This window comes from Microbulbifer variabilis, from assembly GCF_020524905.1.
Taxonomy (GTDB): Bacteria; Pseudomonadota; Gammaproteobacteria; order Pseudomonadales; family Cellvibrionaceae; genus Microbulbifer; species Microbulbifer variabilis_A.
In genome coordinates, this window is the sequence record NZ_JAIVKI010000011.1 from 18,452 (window position 1) to 38,621 (window position 20,170).

Below are 20,170 nucleotides of genomic sequence, written 5' to 3' on the forward strand. Positions count from 1 at the left end.
GTACCTGCACTTTCTATAAAGTGGTAAGAGATAAGCTATCTCCTAAACTACGTTTGTTGAGTTTACAGAGATTGTGCATTATAGAAGCCTAACATTTCATATCATTATGTTACTCTATTCTTAAAGTTTTTTTTAAATTTACATAACTAGGGTAATCAACCCCTAACAACTTGTAAATCCCTTTAAGCACAAACTTCCTAAATCTAGACTTAATAGAATCCACCTTTGTTGCAATCACTACACCTGTAATCAAAACAATCCCTAAAGCCGTTTTATCTAGAAGATATGCATAGGGCTCCAAAGTATCCCAACTTTCAACAACTAAACTAACAATTGGTGGAAAAGTTAAATACATCAGATAACAAAGAGCCAAAAACAAAAACAAAAAAGAAGCAAATTCAACTCTGTTTAAAGCTATATTTTGCGCTCTCACCAGATCCACATAGGACTGAAAATTATTCTCTTCATTTGACTGAAGAACACTCCTAGCTATAGCTCTCTCCAGGACAAACAAATCATATAAATCGCAAACAGAAGTTAAACACTGCTGTATTTCCTTTTCAGAAATAAATTCATTTTCTTGAATTAAATAGGCCAGATGGTCAATTGGTGTAAAAGTATTACATGACTCTACATAATTCGAACCTAGTGCCGAGTTAATTATCAACTGTTCTTTGTAACCTCTTACAGAAAGAAATTTTTTAATGTTGGACTCTTCACTCGCTATATCTATTAGCGCTGCGGCAGTAAGAAGAACAAGATTATTGCTATAGTGTAATCCTTTAAAAGGTTTAATTTTCTTCAATTTTAATAAGATTGCCCCTCTATCTCCATCTCCATCTCCATCTCCATCTCCATCTCCATCTCCATCTCCATCAACAAAAGCCTTAAAGCACAGCTCACTTTCAATATCATTTGGCGCTACTCGAATTGAGTGTTTTCTTCCATGTAAAAATCTATATAAAGATATATCTCTTTCCGAGGCCCCACTAAGCAACCTACTTAATAAATCATTTAGATAAACCACAGCTTCTCCTTCATTCCATGAAGCATATCAACATCCCAATGATTTACTGTTAACAAATCACTTGTCAGCTTCGCCAAGCGTTGTGGATAAATCGTTGTAACTGGGCTATTGGCTGGTATAAATGAACGATGGGATAGGTGAGCAAAAAATAGAATCTGCTTGCTTAATTCAAACAAATCCTTATAAGTTGACCTAGTATCTAGCTTTATTTGCAAAGGTCGAGACCCTTTGCCTCCCATACAAAGTAGTGCATAACTATCTGACATTTTAATAAAGCAGCCACGCACTAATTGCTCAGTCACATTATTAAACATTTTAAAAGAGTGGTTGTAGCTAATATTCACAATCGCATATTCAATTTCATATTCAGAAAACTCCTCCAAACATTGATTAATAGCAGACAACTCATATTTCTTGCTGGCATCTTTAAACAAATGAAAAACAAGCCTAATTTTTGAATGCTTAGCAATACTTCTAGAATCGATGATTTCATTCAAAATCGAAGATAGATAACTTTGAAGACTATCCCTATAGTCTTCAATTTTACAGAGCGGGCTACAACTACCAACCATGTAAGAGCCAAAATGGTCAAATACACTTGCAAACCCTATATTCCTTACACCCTCTTCATTTATTGTCGAACCAACTCCAATAATAAATTCATTCTCATCAATACCTTCCTTCTCTATGGACCATGGTGTACCACCAAGCTTAGAATATAAATTTAGAGAAACATTTCTAAGTGTAATTTCATTATTTACCCTGGCATTCTCCACAAGAACTGACTGAGATGGAATTTGCTTACTTATTAACTTTGCTTTTAAACGATTATAGGCAGACTCATTTAATCTTTGATTCTTATCAACCCTAAACAGAAAAAGTATCGCCAAATCAAATTGCTTATTTTCCAGCGTTGATATTATTTTTAGATGCTCTCTCCTATCATTACCCACATAGTATGTTTTAATCTCCACATTAACCAGATGAAATATATCAGCCAGCTTTTTCCGAATGTTAACTATAAATCTTTCACACTGCTTGGCATCAGACTTAGGTATAAACGTACAAATAGAAACACTTCTTACATTAAACACATCAAAACTCAAGGGCTTTAGCTGCTCCAAAGCCACATTAGTGAAGCCTCTAGTCGTATTTTTATTGTAGTAGTAAAGGGTTGGCTTTTTAATGAACACACGTTCAAAGTTAGCATTCGGAAGAGATAGGAACGATATGGATTTAAATTTAACAGATGGAGAGTTTAGTAACGCAAAATTACTCTTCAAATAAGCAAAAGTTTTATCAATAAACTCAAACTCAGTCTCTTTGCTTCGTAGACGCTCAATTTCAGCATCATATTTTACTTGAAGATTAGTTCTCTCCAAATACTTCTTTACATTTGATCTTGTCGCTACAATCCTTTCATCTTGAAAATCCCAATCTCGGATATCTATACCCTGCTCTTTATATACACCTAAAGATTGCTCAAATTCTGGCTTGTACTCTTTAGATATACTTATTATAAAAAGCACTTTATTTGGCTTTACAATATGGTTAACAGAGTATTCACACCTGGGAACTAACTTCAATTCACCAATTCTAAACGGCTCTTCTGAAGCTATATCAAAGCTCGACGTAGAAGAATATTTTTTCCGGTAAACTTTTCTTTCTAATGACTCAAAGAACAACTTAAATGCAATGTCTATAAGCTTAGTAAAAACGTAAGGTGACTGATTACTGGTAACTATATTTTTTTTAAAACCAGACGGCGGTGATAGATTATCCATTTCAGGGAGGGCATATATCTCATTTGAATTCCTGTAAAAAAAATATCCACTATCATTTTCCGAAATACATTTTTTGAAAAACTCATAAGAATAAGGAGATGAATATAGCTCAACCTCATTGGAATCCAACTCAATCTCAGCAAAATTAGACCACAGCTGGTTCTGGCTCATCATGTAACTCAAAGATCAACTCCCTTTGAAAGGTCACCACTCAAATCACTAAAAATATTGCTCTAAAACAACCATCACCGGTAAAAACCACTCAACGATCTGGACAAACTGTGATTTAAACCTTAGCCATCACTTTACCATACACTTCAAATTATCTTGTTTGCGTACAGATCCTCTACTGGAAAAATCATTGTGTAATCATCCCAGTTCAAATTTCCATCTATGATTTCATATTCAAGAAATTTCTCTTCAGACTTGTATTGCTCATAATCCGGATGCCTAACAGAATAAATAAAGGGGGCAAAATCCACAATCTGCGTATGGCCATCATTGAACGTAATCTCAAGAATATGAGATTTGATATGACGAACAGAATCAACCAAAATTTCTGACATTTTTAACTCTCTGCGTAATCACCTTTGTAGCGATTGGCTGTTTTTTGACAAAATATGAAACCCACTTCTCTACGATTTCATCAGCATATACGTTAACAAATTCTTCAAAGTCTTTCCTCTTCTTGGAGTCTAGGCCTTGACCCTTATCTTTAATTATGATCTTACTAATTTTACCATGAAAGAAGTGGATTTCTGCTTTACTTTCTTTACCTTCATATTTCGCATGAACATGGATTGGCTCATGCTCATTACTATAAAAGAAAAGAGTAATCCCAAGATATTGATATAGTTTAGGCATCACATCCTCCTTGTGAAGCTGGCCTATTGAGTCCAATAGCACGATAGCAATCTGCTTATGGCAAAAAATATTGGATGTTTACCACAGTATTAAAGGTTGACAAGACTATACATGCCACACCAATCAAAAATTATAACCCGCCATACGCACTGACTGAAGAGGAAAATAGATAAACATCAGATACCTATTAGAAATTTGAGATTTCTCAAAACTAGAACTTGTAGAAATATAGGCGCTAAAATTATCTTAATGGAATTTATTAGGTTTTTTCATACATCAAAGCTGCGTAAAATCAACAATCATCTACCAGCGTTGCTAGCTATTGCTCACAACCTTCTTTTAGGCCCACATCTTAAAGGGCTCCAAAAATTTTCTAAAAGACATACTCATTAGCAGGAGAACTGTAGCGTGAAGTAAGAATAGAGAGAAGGCGCTGACCCAAGGTGCTGCAACACCAGGGGCCAGCTAACCAAATTGATAAGATAAGTATCAAGATGGCTGTATGCATACTACGCTAGAAACCCGCTCGTCTTCAATAAAGTGGAGCACAATCAGCAGCTTGGAGCAATTCCCTAAGCTCTGGGAGCCTAGCGCCCGCCTTTTCCTATTCTGCGCCCACCGCCCCCGCGCCCCACCCCACTCTTCCACCAAGTATCACTTACCAATCTTCCCCATCAAGGAATGCCCACCCACGGCTTGAGTATCGCTAGGAAACAAACATGCTGATCCTAAAGCGCCGAACAGGCGAGAACCTAAGAATTGGAACGAATGTCTCGATCACAGTGTTGGAAGTAAAAGGAAATCAAGTAAAGATAGGCATCCGCGCCCCCAAATCGCTCCCCGTCCATCGAGAAGAGATCTTTGTGCGCATTAAAGAAGAACACAAAGTAGGCAATTGAGGGTGTTGAGGGAAGGCTCACCAAGGAGGGAGGCTCCAAACGATCCTCCTTCCTTTAGTTAACAAATCTAGCTCTTTGCTGAGCCGTAACCTAATAGTTAGGGCCTGAGTTTTGCTAATGCTTGCTCGGACAGGCAACTTTGAGGGCAATACATCAGCACAATAACTTGTTAGAGCTAAAGTAGTTCCCTACTGAAATTGGTAATTTGTTGACCAAAAACTTCTATTGCTTGATTTTCTAAACGTTCCTTGAGGCCAATAACTTCTAGATAATCATTCCCAGCATCTGCCACTTCATCCTCATCTTCAGATGTTTCACAAATAGACTTTAAACGCTCAGCTTCATGAGTTATTGCTTCAAGTATTATCCGGGCTTCCCAATCACATAGTGATGAGTTCATTTCTTTTATATGTGTCATAACTCAATCTGCTTTTTGAATACCTTCTGACATTTTAATGCCAGTTTTGAAAGTAGCCCCTTGAATTCATCGAGGGGCATGTTTGCTGTTGGAGCGATACTATTATGCCTATCAAAAGAGAACAAATAGTAGGCGCTGAAAGCGCGGTGGGAGCAGATTCACAATGGAGGCAGCCCCACCCCCTATAACTGAAAAATCAACACTAATTAGGAGGATCAGCTGAGTTCAAGACATAGTTAGCATTGCTGCAATCTGTTTACACTAATTTTTATCAGTTACCTCTTCCCATTCATCTTCATAACCGGCTGAACGAAAATAGGCCATCAACGTAATGATGATTTTCTCAAGGATATATTCACTGCTCTCACCTTTCTTTTCATCTTGCTTGTTAGACTCGCTAACAGTTCTCCAGAAAAACTCAGCGAAGCGAATGGCCTCTTCTTTATTAACCAAAGATCCCGAATTGATAATCTCAAGGCTTTTTTTATCAGTGAGTAACTCTGCATAATGCAAAAGAAACTCTTTCTCCTCGGGCAATTTATAATTAATCATCCTATCACCTTCGTACCATCTCTTATTACACTCATACGATCAGCAACCATCTGGAGCTTTTGGACTAGTTGAGAAACCGTCATTCTCCTCATAATGGTTAGAAAGTAGTGTCTATTATCTTTCTGATCTTGCACAAATTTTAAATCAGGTGGCAAATCTGACTTCTCCAAAAACCAAAATACGTCGACATTTTTCCCAGGGTTTTTAGATGCTTTCAGCTTATATATTGATTTTAGGTGCTACCAGTTTGCTGAAAAGCTGAGCGCCCTCAGATAAGGGGCGCCCAAAAACTGTTCCTTCATTCTCCGCGAGCTTCTTAATATAATCTCTCAAATCCGTGAGTATCTTAAATTGTTCCATTATCTATTTGAACACTCCTTTGAACTTAATATCACTGTTTGGTGTAACCCTGGGCACCCACCAAGTTAAAAGTATAAACCGCCAGGGCTATTGGCTGAAGAGGGGAGTCAAATAAAGTATCATGGGGCAGCTAGTTATAGGGACTTCGCTCCGCATATTCCTATTCTGCCCACACTGCTGCCGCGCTCCCCATTCTTATAAGGGCATCACTTACTAAGCTTCCCCACCAAGAAATGCCCACCCATGGCTTGAGTATCGGTGGGAAACAAAGAGGTTGATCCAAAAACCAGTAAGCGGCGAAAACTTAAGGTTGGAACCGCTGTCTTAATCACAGTGCTCGAAATGAAAGGAAATCAATTAAAGATAGGCATTTACATTAATCGTGTTGCCAGATTTTATTTCTGAAAGGTTTACATAGGAAGCTATCGATCGAACTGCGGAGAAAAAGCAACGCGCTTATCGGAAAGATTCGATTCCAGTCACTTTGAGGTAGCACTACCCTGCAGATGTTTCTCTAAAGAAGTTTTGATGGTGAGAAATATCATTCTGACAAGGGAAGTTGTTTTGCGAAAAACACGACCTGGTTATGACTTCAAAGGTACATAGAAAAATCTATTTGTCTGACTTCGAAAAAAAGAAACTAGCAAGTTAAAAAACAACCTTGAGGTTTAAGACATCGGGTAGCTGGTACAGTCCCCGAGCGCAAACATTACTGCATGCCCTTCTCAACCGGCGCTTCTGCTACCGCAGGCCAGATCAGTCCCGCCCTTGTTACTACGAGCAGTAATACAAACGACATCTCCAGTGCGAGGAAAACACCAATAGGGTGATTAGGTACGCCGCGTATCATCAGGTAGAACAAGTAGCTCATAGTAAGCAGATTACCCGTAAGCGTAACGTTAAGGGCGTAGGCACGTTCTTGCCAGAGTGGTTTGCAGAGCAGAAGGTTTAACACCGCTGTGCCAGCGAGCATCACACCGGGCAACATCAGTAGCAAGCCGTGGGATAAATCCATTCCTTCGCTGATTACCATTGGCCAGATTGCAACAAAGTGGCCCTGGGCTCCGAGGGTGAGGAACAGCCCCAGAATTACTGCGCCGATGGCAGCAAGTCGATACAGTGCATTCCGCTGCAAAACACGTGTTGATCTAGAATCCGACATCGCGTTCCCCCACGGTGGCCAGGCCACATTCGTAAGCGAACACGACCGCTTGTGCGCGATCTCGCAGCCCGAGTTTGGAAAGCAAGCTGGAAACGTGGGTTTTCACGGTGGCTGGGCCAATAAATAGGGTCTCGGCAATCTCGGCATTACTCTTGCCGGCGGCGATGGCCTCCAGTACTTCGCGCTCGCGAGTAGTGAGGCGCTCCAGGCGTTCTGCCAGATTGTGCCCTGTCCCCAATTTCTGTGCGAACTGGCTGATCAGGCGTTGAGTGATGCCCGGTGCAAGCATGGCACCGCCCTCTGCTACGGTGCGTACTGCCTGCACCAGCGCCTCTGGGGGAATATCTTTGAGCACAAAACCACTGGCACCAGCCCGCAGTGCGCGAAACACGAATTCATCGGGATCGAACGTGGTCAAAATAATAATGCGGCAAATTGCATCGCTCGCTTCCAGGATGCGTGCCGTGGCTTCCAGCCCGTCCATCTCCGGCATGCGGATATCCATCAGAATGATATCCGGCTGATGCGCTCGTGCGGCTTCAACTGCCTCGATGCCGGTACCGGCCTCGGCAACCACTTCAATATCGGGCTCGTTGTCCAGGATTAGGGCAAAGCCGCGTCGCACCAAAGCCTGGTCGTCTACCACCATCACTCGCAACATTATCTTTTCACCATTCCTGTAGGTAGTTGTGCATATACCTCAAAACCACCACCATCGACCGCACCCGAATACAGATGGCCACCGAGCTGTTCTGCGCGCTCGCGCATGCCTGCAATGCCGTGTCCACCACCGGGCTGCTCGTCAATAGTTATTTCCACCATGGGCCCGTCGCCAGTGGTGTTTCCGTCATCGCGCACATGAATCGTAAGAGTGCCATGCTCTACGCGTACACTCACTTGCACCCGCGCTGCGGCTCCAACGTGCTTAATGACATTAGTGAGAGATTCCTGAACGATGCGATAGGTGGCGAGCGCGATGCTGGTCGCTACGGTCTCCAGCGCGCCGTGAGCTTTGTAGTCGACCTCACTTAATACCTGCCGGACCTTGTCGATCAGAGCTGGCAAATCATTGAGGTCCGGTTGGGGGGTGAGTGCAGTGTCGTCACCGGTGGGGCGCAGTACGCCGAGCAAATGGCGCATTTCTGTCATGGCCTGACGGCCAGCAGCCTCCACAGAGGCCATGGCCTCATTGGCGGCTTGCGGGTTATTGCGGCTGATGGCCCTGGCGGCACCAGCCTGCACAGTCATAAGGCTCACCTGATGCGCCACCACATCATGCATCTCGCGAGCGATTCGAGTGCGCTCGGCCGCTACCGCGCGCTCGGATTCGGCAGTGCGTTCACGCTCCAAATATTTAGCTCTCTCTTCCAGCAAGCGCAGATATTCGCCGCGAAAGCGCAGCCGGCGACCGATATACCACAACGCCCATACCAACATCACCGTTACCGTGCCTGCCGCCGTTGGCTGAACCGGAATACCCTTGTCAAACGCCACAAATACCAGAGTTGCGATGGCCACAATAAAGCTGGCCCGGGTATTGGCCTCGTACCGGCCAAGGCTATACAGCGAAACCGCCATGGCGACGATGCCATCCGCCGGTAAACCCAACTCCAGCAATATTGTTGCGCCGAGAATAACGGCCTGTACCTGCCAGGGGTGTGTGCGACGCCACAACAGAGCGAAGGAGCCGATGAACGCACACTGGAAAGCAATGACATCCCACAGGTTCTGCAGGGCCAACACCTCACGCGAATCACCGCGCGACCACATCAGCAGCGTTAGCAAGAACATGAGCAGAGCAATGAGCAGGTCGGTCAGGTGCGGCCAGCGCTCGAAGGGTCCGCGAAAGGGCTGCCATACAGGAAGCTTGGGTAATTCCAGGCTGGCGTTGGGCGGATTCGACGCAGGTGTATTTAGGGACGAGGTTTTCATTTCCGCATGCTAAACCAGGTGCAAACAGCTGTCATGGGACTTTCAGGGGAGGCGGAAGCGGGAGCATCTCCACCTTTTGGGGGAGGTCCGATTCCTGCCTGTGGCCGATGTGCGTAGATCTGAAAAAGTCGAACATGCTCGGCAAGCACACTCAGACCTAACACGGACCAACATCGCCTGGAGAAGCCCCATGAACGACGCTGTACTCAGCCAAACACTGCCGCGACCACTCGACACTCGGCGGGCCGTTAACCTGTCAGTAAAAACCTGGTTTTATGTCGCGGCCATTGGCCATGCGATCTTCTTTGCCTATATTTTGGCCGTATTTTACCCACCCATCGCCGAGTCTGGATTGTACGGCTTAAAGGGGCTGCACCTGCCAACAGGCTTCCGCGAGGGGGATACCCTGGGCAACCTGGCATCTGCAAGTCACGTGCTCCTGGCCGCGATTGTGATCGGCGGCGGGCCCCTGCAGCTGGTCCCTTCAGTGCGACGACATGCCCCCAACTTCCATCGCTGGCTGGGGCGTAGCTATCTGCTGACAGCCGTCATCATCAGTATTGCTGGGATGTACATGACCTGGACGCGGCACACCTTTGGTAATCTGGTATCGCAAATCAGCATCACCATGGACGGTATACTGATTCTAGTGTTTGCCTTTTTGGCAGTGCGCACCGCGATGACCAGGCGCATTGCTGAGCACCGCCGCTGGGCCATGCGCCTTTTTTTGGCTGCCAGTGCAGTGTGGTTCTTTCGTGTGGCTCTGATGGGCTGGGCAATGCTCACCGGCGGCTGGGGAATCGAATGGAAATCTTTTACCGGGCCGTTCCTATATGCCCTGGGCTTCGGTCAATACCTGCTCCCGCTGGCCATGCTCGAGTGGTATTTTCACTGTCAAAAGCGTGCGGCCAGACAGGGTACCCAAATTGCTTTTGTCAGTACCCTGATACCTCTGACTGTGTTTATGGCCATTGGTATTTTTGCCGCTACGATGGGTCTGTGGTTGCCACGGATCTAAGATGCTCGGCCAGATTATCCTGAAGTTCTTCTGATGATTTGGCTGTAGAGTTCTACGATTAGTGGAATTCTACAGCCGCTGTAATTCTGGATACCCACCAAATAAAGGTGTAAACCACAAAAAGTCTTAGCTGAAACAGAGGATTAAAAAATACTAGAGGACAGCTAGCAAAAAGGATATGAACACTTTAAAGGTGAAGTACACGTATCAAATTGCAGCGACGCCTCAAGCTCTGACTAGCCAAGCGCTCGCCTTTCACTATTCTGCATTCTGCGCCCAGCGCCCCCGCCCCACTCTGCCCTTAAATTTCACTTACCAAGTTTCCCCATCATGGGATGGCCATCGACTGCTTGATCACACGTAGAAAATAACCATGTGGATCCTAAAGAGCCGAATTGACGAAAACCCAAGAATTGGGACAAATATCTCAGTCACCGTACCGGAAGTGGAAGGCAATCAAGAAAAAATAGACATCCACGCTCCCAAATCCCTCCCCATCCACTAAGAAGAGATCTATATACGTATCGAAAGTGAACGAAAAGCAGACGATGGAAGGCGTTTAAAGTAGATTCGCCAAGAAAGGAGACCCCTATAGAGCTTCAATCTCTATAGAGGCTCCCCCCTAGCAGACAACGTTGTATAAACCGTACTTAACTCACTATCATTCTCGTCACGCGTCGGCCTAGAGCCACAAACCGGTAGAAAGTCAGTCGCTGTGTAGCCGATTCTTAGCCTTGCGCCGAAAATGCCTCGTGGTACGCAACCTTTCCCTGCGGAAAACTGCTACCAAATGACAGTGCCTGGAAGTACTCCGCAGGAACCCCAGGAAAAACCAACCCATCTACAACCTTGAAGCCAAAGCGCCCATAGTAATTAGGGTCCCCAAGTACTACACAGCCCGCGGCCCCCTGTTCTTTGAGGTCAGCAAGGGCATTCTCCATAAGTTTTGAGCCAACCCCCCGACCTTGATACTCAGGCAACACTGAAATCGGCCCAAGCCCAAACCAGTTGGCCGAGCCATCAGAAATGTTTACTGGAGAAATGGCAACGTGCCCTACAATTTCCCCATCTGATTCAGCCACCTGAGATAAAAATAACGCATCAGCCTTGCGAAGAGCCCTAACGATAAACTGCTCGGTGTGATCAGAATATGGAGCATCTCGAAAAGCTAGCACAGTAACCCGATGAATCGGCTCAACATCTCCTTTATTCTCATTACGAATTTTAATATCCAATTTTTTATCTCTTAAAGAAGTTAACTGTTAATCCAAAATCAGCATCTATATCATATTTCTCAACAACCCCAAAACTCATCAGCCTGACTATAGTAAGAATATAACTCTGCACTCACTAGATAGCATTTATCCTCAAAGGGACTAGGGCTGTAGTTGTAAGATAATCAAACTGGCATCCATACCTCTAAATCAGCCCCCACCCACCGTAAAGAGATCTAAGTGCGCATTGAAAAATAACGAAAAGTAGGCAATGGAGGATGTAGAGAACAGATTCGCCATCAAGGGAGACCCAATCAAGCCTCCTCTATAGAAGTTAAACTTTGTTAGGCGGCAAGATACAGTCAGCTTCTTTATCGCATTATCGGCCGCCACACAGGCGAGCAACTTGTTGCAAGTCCAGCGTAGGTAACGTGCGAATGCACCGCTACTTGTATACTTACCTCCGCTTCACAAGGCGGACAAACCGGCCTCTTACATACTTTTCAAATATTTCATCCAATACGATATCTATCTCGCCTAACTGTAAATTTTTAGTGTATGCCTGAACGCATTCTAATAATCGGGATACTTCCGGCATCAGTTTGACGCCGATCCTTTTAAGAGTTTCCACAGCGGGATTTCCACGTATTTGAAATTCCTCTGGGCCTAACTCATAGAGATCGTTAATCAAGAGACATAGGGTGTATATAAGAGCTGCCTCTCGAATAAAGGCTTCGTTGACTCCAAGGCTAACATTTGGTGGCTCGATAACTTTTACATTCAGCCAATCCCAACAAGTACCATCGTCAAACAACCAAAATGCAGTTTGCCCGCAAGAAAAACCTCCTTCATCCAGAAGCTGATAGTAAAAGAAAGAAGCATGCATCATTGCACTCAGCCCTCTTTCGCAGTTTGAACTATCAATTATCACGATTTTTCTCCGGCAACCTAACAGTTAATTAAAAAATTAGACCACTACGAGCAGGTAATGGAAAGCATTGAGAGCAGATTCTCAAAGGAAGGATGCCTCAACCAAGCCTCCTCTATAGATGTTAAACCTTGTTAGGCGAAAAAATACATCAAGCCTTGATTATCGAATTAACTCTTAAAGAAGCGCACAATGTCAGCACCAGCTGTCTTTTTTGTTATGTATTCTTACTAACTACAGTGTCAGCAAAGTTGTTGTAGTATTTAAACTCAAGTAAGTTGCCCTCCGGGTCTTTAACCACAAATTTGCCAGCCTCATTTTCTGAATTCTCACCTTTCACTAGAGGCTCAAGCACAAATGGGATCGAATTTGCTTTTAGTAAAGCTAAGACCTCACCCCACTGCTCTTTCTCCAGTAAAGGGCCGAAGTGATCTATAGGCTTGGCTACTATTCCATCTCTCTCTTGATGTATAGTAATTTGATGCCCATAAAATATTACATCAATCCATTCTCCTGTATCTCGGCCTACAGCACAGCCAAGTAGGTTTACGTAGAACTCCCTCGCCTTTTTTAGGTCTGGAACAACGAACGAGAGATGGAATGGCTTAATAGCTAGCTCTCCTCTCTCAAAGATACAACCGCGATAACCATGGACTTTCCACTTGTAAAAGTATACAGCGACAAAGCTGCTGACTGAAGTTAAGAGTTAAACAATACATTAAGAGCCAAATTAGCATCGACGAAATAAGGGTGATGTATATTCAACACGCCGAAGCAACCCGCCAATCTCTGGGAGCCTAGTACCCGCCTTTCTCTATTCTGCGCCCCCGCCCTTTTCACCCATCAGACATCACTTACCAACCTCCCATCTCATGGAATTCCCAACTAAAGATTGAACATCATTAGTAAACGAGCATATTGATGCTAAAGCGTCGAACTGGCGAGAACCTGAGAACTCGATTAAATGTCTCAGTCACAGTACTAGTGGTAAAGGGCTGTCAAGTAAAAATAGGTACCCAAGCCCCATTCACAGTAAAAAGATCTAAGTACTCATTTAAAAGAACAGAAAGTAGACAATGGAAGTCGTTGAGACCAGAATTTCAAAAAAGGAGGAAAACCACTCTTAGCCTCATACTCTGATATGGAAAAAATTTATCAAGTAGCAAGATACATCAAGCCTTGACTTCTGTACTTAAGTCATGCCTGGCGAGTGTCAAGATTAATCAGATTTAACCATCATGCTACAGCAGATTGTTTTGATGAAGCCTCTAAAAAGAGACTTCACATTCTCACTTTATATTAAAGTATGTATTAGAATTTTTACCCATAGGTATCTATCTAGAAAACTTTAGTCACCTTTCCTGACTAGATCACTAAGAAGGATGTCAATCGGTTATTATATTTTTATTGCCTTCTGTGGCTCCAGGGCAAGATCATTATAAAAATTCATAACCTGCTTACCCTCTTCATTCTGCTCAATGACAATATAAATTAAAGCACCCTCAAAATAGAAACTGTTCTCTGACATCGGAGTGATTTCAAATTTTGGCCCATCATTTCTTTGAGAAAAGACTTTTCCATTTTCTAGCGACAAAGTCCGCACAGAGTCTGCATCCACTTTATAACTGCCCATAAAACCCTTGACCTTACTCTCATCTAGTGGGATGGGTTCAAATTTAGGCACAGGTATGTCAAGCGCTTCGGCTGCCAGTAGCTTGCTGATAAAGCTAGGATTGCGGCTACTCAAATTACTTAAAACAGCGACATATAAGTCTTCCGATGGAACATAAAAAGCATCAGTAACAAAACCAGGTATACCGCCGCCATGTGCAATAATGTCATACTTATTAAACTTGCGGACACCCAACCCGTAACCATAGCTTGATATTGAACCATCATTCAACTTAAACGGTTCAGTCATCATTTTATAACTTTTTTTAGATATCAAACGACCTTCCCGCAAAGCACTAAACCAAACATTCAAATCGCTCACGGTAGATAAAAGGGCTCCCGCTGCATGAGGCCACATCATATCTATATACATCGCATTAACTACACCATTCGGCGTCAAATCATAACCATTTGCTCTATTGGGGATGATTTTTGAGCTACCGTAATAGCTCGATTGCATACCTAATTTTTTAAAAATATTTTCCTCAATGAAATCAGCATAGGATTGCCCACTGGCAACCTCAATAATTTTTCCCAGCAGAACATACCCGGTGTTTGAGTAGCGCATTTCTTCACCAGTTTTGAACTGCATTGGATGTTTAGAAAAGCGAACCAACATATCATCGATAGTTGTTGGAACCTGTATTTCCTTAGCAAACAACTCCTCATCATCAGTATAATTAGCTATACCAGAGGTGTGCGTTAAGAGGTTTTCAATAGTTACATCGTTGTCCTCAGTTGGGAAATCGGGAACATATTTATGAATATTATCTCTTATTGAAAGCTTCCCCTGCTCTTGCAAAATCATTATGGCAGCAGCGGTGAACTGCTTAGTAATAGAACCCAAACGAAATACACTATCGGCTGTTAATGGTATATTGTGTTCTAGATTTGCAAGGCCACGCGCTCCCCTGTATAACACTTTACCTTTTCGGCTAACAATAACAGACACTCCAGGCTCATCTGCTTTAACATTGGCAATCAAAATATTTTCATAGCTCTTTTGTCTATTCGTGAGAGCATCCGCAATGGATGCACTCAAACTAAAACTCAAAAGGAATATACTTAGAATTAACTTTTTCATATTACTTATTCCATTTTTAATTATGATTAATTTTATAGCGTACTATAAACTATATACTGCGATGTGCGACCAGAGTGTAACAGCGGAACCGTGTATTAGAGATATAGCTTGCCGGGGAGATGCGCCATCGATTTGTAAGGTACTGGCTGAGCCCCAACCAGAAACCATTTTTCAGAAACACAAAAAATATAAAATTTGGAGATCGCTGGACCCTTGGTTTGGAATTATTTTTGAGAATACCAAATCCGCATCTAGACAAACAAATAAACTCTCGGAGTGCCCTCATTCAAGCATAATCCTTTACCAATTTAGCCACGCCAGCTGAATTCACTCTAAAGTCATGTTTGTGTAGGTGTAACCTTACACCAACTACACCACCCTTCATAACGATTCAACTGAATGCCCCTCTAGCAATGATACTTCCTTATAGATATCCAATAATTAACTTAAAGGCACCATATATACCATCCTTCTTGGTAATTTTAAAGCAGACACAAACCACCCTACCAGACAGTGAGACTTTGCAGATCAAATGTCACCATTAGATGGTACATATGTTCGAATCAGGGCGTCGTGCAACTTAAAAATATCTCTGTTTTTCCTGCACCTTACCTTTTGGAAAACATATAAAATTGACTATTTATTGTCCGCCCTCAATAAAAGGGAAGATACACTACCTAATTAAGCAAAAAGTAAATTTTTAATAGTAAGAATTCTTCACTATACAAACTTTTACTATTTAGATAGGAATCTATTCCTCTAAGTCCCAGCCTGCCCATTGTGAAGAAATCTATATTCGCACTGAAAAGAAAAAAAGCAGGTTTTAGGATTTTAATAAGCATTTAAAGAGCTCTCACCCGACTATCCCCCTATGGATCAAGGTTAAGGCAATTTTAAAGGATTTTTCTAAGCTTTTGAATTCAGAGAGCGCAGACTAAGCTTCCGAAAAGAAAAGCTTAGCCTGCCTAATCATTGCTATGAATTGAAATCAGTTAGGGCAATCTATCCCGCGTTTCTTTCATACGCTTACCTATCACCAAATGTGCCGCAGGGTCAAAATGGTAATAGCCAGAGAGATCATCAGTGTCATGGGCCTCAACATTAAAAGTGTTGTTTGCGACACTTTGTTGAGCTTTCTGAATGGCCTCATTGGGGTTACCACGGTGGCTTTTGGTTATGACAATAGGTAAGTCATAATCATTCAGTGCTTCCCGTATACCGTTCACCAAGCAGGTTAGGTTGGCTTCATAATTGTTTTCATTTACCTCACTACCCCCATCATTCCAGCCTTGAAACCAGATAAAACTATCGATTTCAATTGTTTTATTTTTATATTGCGGAAAGTAGCTGGCTAAAACTTCCGGATCACGCAGGGCGTTAATTTTCTCCAGCATAGCGATATAAAGGGAGTCCTGACTTTGCTCATCTTTTGTCCACTGATTAGCAGCAGGATCGTGACAGCCGGGTACTTTCCAATCAACACGCAAGTCGGTGCCCCCCTGAACCACTTTTAGAAGCAGTAGATCATCCTCTGTCTCTTCACCAAGGTAGTGCCCAAAAGTAAGCTCCGGTCCATATCGATTGGTAGACACACCATAATTTGGGAACAGAGCACCATAACGCTCTGAGAAGGATAAAGAACCAGCATCGCTTAATGAGCCTTGATACTGAAGTACGGCTACATCGTCTCTTGCATTTTCAAGTTCTGCGCTGAGGTGTCCTTCGGCATAAGCTTCGGCCACTCCCATAGCAGAGCTCATCTGCATCCAAGCATCGTAGCCGTAACCATATGAGCCGTTGCTCGTCGAAAAGTAATAGCCGCTGATGGTGGCAAACAGACGGTCGGTTAAATCGAAGTCATGTTTGTTACAGGTTTCACCTGGGAGAGTATCCAGGCTGCCCGCACGGCAAAGAAATTGACCGAGCTTCTTCACCACTGGGTCTTCACTATCGTTATCAAGCCTTTCTTTGTAGTCGATTAAAGAATCATCATTATCGATAAACTGCGTACTGATCTGCTCGTCGCTGATCACCGTTGAACCACAATCGACACTCCCAAAGGTATAGTCGGCATTAGCATGGCAAATAAGCTCCTGCAATCGATCCAGCCGAGTGTTGTTGCCTTCCATATTGGATTGGCCTGCCATGACTACAACCTTTACAACATCGCCATTGGGAGTCCCTCCCACTGGATTAACATTAACATCACCTCCAGATGGGTAGATGGCAAAGTCATAATCATAGAACTCGAAATCCCTGAAGGTATCAGGTGTTGTGACAACCAAAGCATAGAGTTCGTGACCTGCTGGTACAGGGACAACGGTACCGGAGGTTTTGCCCGAACTGTCTATATCAAACGGATAATAGGCACGGATACCAGTTGACGGGTTGTAGACCACTGCACGGCCACGAAAATCTGAGTGGGCCGGATTATTTTCAGCATCGGCCCTAACGGCAATAGTGTAATTGCTATCTTCAGTAATACCCTCCACCTTAAAGGCGTTGAATGCCCAGGAGCCAGGTACATAACCAGCATCCATTTCGGTCCAGTTATTGCCAGTTCCCTGCCGGTCAAAGGTTTTAGTGAATTTATTATCGTGGGTACCGGCATCGGGAGATGCGTCCAGCATACGCCTTAAAGAAGCTTCTTCCGATGCCTGGTAAGCCTCACTCTCAACCATATCCCAGGTTGTGATATGGGCTGCAAAATCTGCAAACAGGGTTTTCATGTCATGACCCTGAGCCGTTAAGTAAGCATTGGCTGCTTCCAGATCATTCAGCCCATTTTTGGAATCTCGGAAGACGCCTCCCATCAGGTCCTTACTGACCGCGTAATTGGTAAGCCATGACCAGAAAACATAAGCCCCATATTGGTGGCCCCCCTTGAATTCGTGGCCATACTGGTGATCAACCGGAGAGTCTTGAATAGCCCATAAAGTAATATGCGGGTGGAGAGTATAGTAGCCAAGGAGTGAATCCTTAACGCCAGGAATATTGTGATCTGCCCCCCAGCTAGCGGAGGATTCCAATGTATATTTTCCACTGGACTGGCCAGTGACCCGGCTAAGCTTACCCTGATAGGAGTGGAAGTTTTCATGCATCCAGTGCTGGGCATTTGCCTGGGTAAGTGGCTTGCTCTCCAGGGTGTAATCCTTAACGAACGTATTGCTAATTCCTTCGCTTAGCTCCAGATCACGTGTGGAACCTTCGTGGTTAAAGTAGGTACAAAGCTCACCCTGCCCATACATACCGGCCTCGAAGATATTCCTCTCCCAAACCCGGTCTTGAGCCACAATATAGTGCTCGAAGTTGGCCATGGTCTTATCGGTATCGTCCGGCCACCATTCACACTGATATACTGAACACAGGTAGTTGTTATAGCCATCAAAGGGGCTGGTGGCGATCATGGATTCATTACATTTGCTCCCCCCCATCGCCATGACATCATCGTGGGTCAGCACGCGCTTATAGAGACGCACATCCCAGATTTTTCCAGCAAAGGGCCCAAATTGCAGCTTGTCTCCCAAATGATTGTAGCTTTTGGGATCTATAGCTATTGCAGATGAAGCCACACCATTCACATAAGCAGTCAGCAGACCATTATTGACAATGAGCGCAACGTGATTACAGCTATGGGTCTTTAGAGTGCTTTCGGTATTAGAAAACTGATGGCTTTCTTGATCGCCCAATTTACCGACAACGCCACCATTACCGGTACCAAGATAAAAGCTGCCCGCATTATTGTTGCCAGTGAGATCAGCAATGGACCGCACTAGAACGTCATCGTCATTAGCACTATCCGGGATAAACTTGAATGACAAGCTAAAGGAAGCAAGATCATTTTGCTGAGGAAGGGCTATGGTCATGTCAGCATTGTTAAAGTCATTTCGGCTGATAAACGGAGTACGGCTTTCCACTTCTGGATCGGATGAAGCGCTTTCTGTCAGCGCAGTCCCCTCGACAACCACGGCATTGCCACCGGCTACATCGCGGAATTCCAGATGGGAGGGAACATGCACCAACAAACTGTCTGAAGGTCCTTCAAGGACGTCACTGGTGCAATCGTTTGCTGCAACTTCAATAGTAACCGTTGCAATATTGCTGGCCCCGTTGCTGTCAGACGCCATATAAGAGAAGCTGTCAGTACCTGTAAAGTCAGTTTTGGGCAGGTATTCCCAGCGCTGTCCACTTCCCCTTAATGTGCCATGAACCGGCTGGGTTTGAATGGAATACTGTAAAGAGTCCAAATCGGCATCATACGCAGCAAGAAAAATAGATTTAGCCAGGCGACCATGGGCAGCCATCTGGACTGATTGGTTGTTAGCAACAGGCAGGTGATTACTGTTGTTGGCTTCTGGGGGAGAATCAATGCCTCCTCCAGAATTATCATCACCGCTACCGGCACCTTCCTGCTGTGTTGATCCTCCCCCACTACCACCTCCGCCGCAGCCAAAAAGCAGTGCACCTAATAATAGTAAAAAGGGAATTTTTAACCCCCTTATAGATTGAAGCTTGTTGTTGGTTTGTATAAACATTACTTGTCAAAAAAAGGCTAAAATAAACACCATAGTGTAAAGATACACAATGATTAATACCGTGAACTGGTTCTTTGGTTTGACTACATAAATTTTCAGCTTAACTCGCCTTAATACTTGTAAAATAATCCTTCATTTTTTGACAGTCAGCTTTTTAGAACACACAAGCTTGGCCATTTCACTCCTTATTTGCTGACTTATCTGACAATACTCCACCGCTGTACCGTTAAGGAGGATTTAATAGCTTTAACGGATGATTCAACCAATTATTTCCAGCTCTACCACAGGAAAAGACTTTCAACCATTTTCAGATTTCAGGTGATGGAGTTGATTAAGTTAGATATACAAAAAAAGCTCTAACCCTGTCCAATTGAGGGTCCAATTGAGGATTCCCCAACCATCCAATTTTGAACTTCACGGTGAAGAACACCGCACACAATGTGCTGGGCAGTATAGAGGCTTTTCTACCACCCGTTTATTTTTAACCCTCAGGAAATTTTTACATTAAGAGAGTTACGGTCAAATCAATTCACCTACCACGCCAAATTTTAATGCGTTGCTGATCTGGTAAATTTATAGTCCGACTTAATTTTATACCTAGCTCTGCCAATAGGCTTTTAAGACCAAGCCCCACCATAATTTATCTTGTTGGCGTAACTGCTTATACGGTACACCCCCCAAAAAAAATCGTGGCCGAACAATGACTATTCAGCCTCAAGCCA

17 protein-coding genes and 1 pseudogene are annotated in these 20,170 nt (G+C 43.6%); 4 read left to right on the forward strand and 14 right to left on the reverse strand.

The genetic code is table 11. The features are described from left to right. Positions 1-109: 109 nt before the first annotated feature. The 4 genes from LC073_RS13215 to LC073_RS13230 all read right to left on the reverse strand — a co-directional run bounded on the left by LC073_RS13215 (position 110) and on the right by LC073_RS13230 (position 3,675). Positions 110-1,027, reverse strand: coding sequence for a hypothetical protein (locus LC073_RS13215; RefSeq protein WP_226647719.1), 918 nt, complete (start codon positions 1,025-1,027; stop codon positions 110-112). Further along, on the reverse strand, positions 1,015-2,985 hold the full coding sequence (locus LC073_RS13220; RefSeq protein ID WP_226647825.1) for a Piwi domain-containing protein: 1,971 nt from the start codon (positions 2,983-2,985) through the stop codon (positions 1,015-1,017). The genes LC073_RS13215 and LC073_RS13220 overlap by 13 nt, the downstream gene beginning before the upstream one ends. 143 nt (positions 2,986-3,128) lie before the next feature. Then, positions 3,129-3,377, reverse strand: a complete 249-nt coding sequence (locus LC073_RS13225) for a DUF2442 domain-containing protein (protein ID WP_226647720.1) — start codon at positions 3,375-3,377, stop codon at positions 3,129-3,131. Continuing rightward, positions 3,358-3,675 carry a DUF4160 domain-containing protein gene (locus LC073_RS13230; protein ID WP_226647721.1) on the reverse strand — a complete coding sequence of 106 codons (318 nt, stop codon included), beginning with the start codon at positions 3,673-3,675 and terminating at the stop codon, positions 3,358-3,360. Before LC073_RS13230 ends, LC073_RS13225 begins: the two co-directional genes overlap by 20 nt. 719 nt (positions 3,676-4,394) lie before the next feature. Here LC073_RS13230 and csrA point away from each other — a divergent pair. Further along, positions 4,395-4,574, forward strand: a complete 180-nt coding sequence (gene csrA / locus LC073_RS13235; RefSeq protein ID WP_226647722.1) for a carbon storage regulator CsrA — start codon at positions 4,395-4,397, stop codon at positions 4,572-4,574. A 175-nt stretch (positions 4,575-4,749) separates the two neighbouring features. On the opposite strand, the gene LC073_RS13240 is transcribed toward csrA, so the two are convergent. The 5 genes from LC073_RS13240 to LC073_RS13260 all read right to left on the reverse strand — a co-directional run bounded on the left by LC073_RS13240 (position 4,750) and on the right by LC073_RS13260 (position 8,998). Further along, the gene (locus tag LC073_RS13240; RefSeq protein WP_226647723.1) at positions 4,750-4,992 is read right to left on the reverse strand and encodes a hypothetical protein; all 243 of its coding nucleotides are present in this window, start codon (positions 4,990-4,992) and stop codon (positions 4,750-4,752) included. A gap of 261 nt (positions 4,993-5,253) precedes the next feature. Further along, positions 5,254-5,544: a hypothetical protein gene (locus LC073_RS13245; RefSeq protein WP_226647724.1), complete on the reverse strand. Its 291-nt coding sequence runs from the start codon at positions 5,542-5,544 to the stop codon at positions 5,254-5,256. A 1,069-nt stretch (positions 5,545-6,613) separates the two neighbouring features. Further along, on the reverse strand, positions 6,614-7,066 hold the full coding sequence (locus LC073_RS13250; RefSeq protein WP_226647725.1) for a hypothetical protein: 453 nt from the start codon (positions 7,064-7,066) through the stop codon (positions 6,614-6,616). Further along, the gene (locus tag LC073_RS13255; RefSeq protein WP_226647726.1) at positions 7,053-7,727 is read right to left on the reverse strand and encodes a response regulator; all 675 of its coding nucleotides are present in this window, start codon (positions 7,725-7,727) and stop codon (positions 7,053-7,055) included. Before LC073_RS13255 ends, LC073_RS13250 begins: the two co-directional genes overlap by 14 nt. Then, on the reverse strand, positions 7,727-8,998 hold the full coding sequence (locus LC073_RS13260) for a sensor histidine kinase (protein ID WP_226647727.1): 1,272 nt from the start codon (positions 8,996-8,998) through the stop codon (positions 7,727-7,729). The genes LC073_RS13255 and LC073_RS13260 overlap by 1 nt, the downstream gene beginning before the upstream one ends. Positions 8,999-9,188: 190 nt before the next feature. Between LC073_RS13260 and LC073_RS13265 the strand changes: the two genes are divergently transcribed. Next, entirely contained in the window at positions 9,189-10,016 is an 828-nt protein-coding gene (locus tag LC073_RS13265; protein ID WP_226647728.1) for a DUF2306 domain-containing protein, read from the forward strand. A gap of 373 nt (positions 10,017-10,389) precedes the next feature. Continuing rightward, positions 10,390-10,521, forward strand: a complete 132-nt coding sequence (locus tag LC073_RS13270) for a carbon storage regulator (protein WP_226647729.1) — start codon at positions 10,390-10,392, stop codon at positions 10,519-10,521. Positions 10,522-10,744: 223 nt separating this feature from the next. Here the strand turns inward: LC073_RS13270 and LC073_RS13275 are convergent, their stop codons facing one another. The 3 genes from LC073_RS13275 to LC073_RS21955 all read right to left on the reverse strand — a co-directional run bounded on the left by LC073_RS13275 (position 10,745) and on the right by LC073_RS21955 (position 12,792). Further along, positions 10,745-11,251: a GNAT family N-acetyltransferase gene (locus tag LC073_RS13275; protein WP_226647730.1), complete on the reverse strand. Its 507-nt coding sequence runs from the start codon at positions 11,249-11,251 to the stop codon at positions 10,745-10,747. A gap of 436 nt (positions 11,252-11,687) precedes the next feature. After that, positions 11,688-12,161, reverse strand: coding sequence for a hypothetical protein (locus tag LC073_RS13280; protein ID WP_226647731.1), 474 nt, complete (start codon positions 12,159-12,161; stop codon positions 11,688-11,690). A 214-nt stretch (positions 12,162-12,375) separates the two neighbouring features. Next, a complete protein-coding gene (locus tag LC073_RS21955) occupies positions 12,376-12,792 on the reverse strand; it encodes a VOC family protein (protein ID WP_413231449.1) in 417 nt (138 codons plus the stop codon). Between the two features lie 281 nt (positions 12,793-13,073). Here LC073_RS21955 and LC073_RS21960 point away from each other — a divergent pair. Then, positions 13,074-13,184 (forward strand): annotated as a pseudogene (locus LC073_RS21960) (carbon storage regulator); the annotation flags it as partial. Between the two features lie 370 nt (positions 13,185-13,554). Here the strand turns inward: LC073_RS21960 and LC073_RS13290 are convergent. Continuing rightward, complete coding sequence (locus LC073_RS13290; RefSeq protein WP_226647732.1) at positions 13,555-14,913, reverse strand: serine hydrolase domain-containing protein; 1,359 nt, start codon at positions 14,911-14,913, stop codon at positions 13,555-13,557. Between the two features lie 992 nt (positions 14,914-15,905). Continuing rightward, positions 15,906-19,448: a sialate O-acetylesterase gene (locus tag LC073_RS13295; RefSeq protein WP_226647733.1), complete on the reverse strand. Its 3,543-nt coding sequence runs from the start codon at positions 19,446-19,448 to the stop codon at positions 15,906-15,908. Positions 19,449-20,170 lie beyond the last annotated feature (722 nt).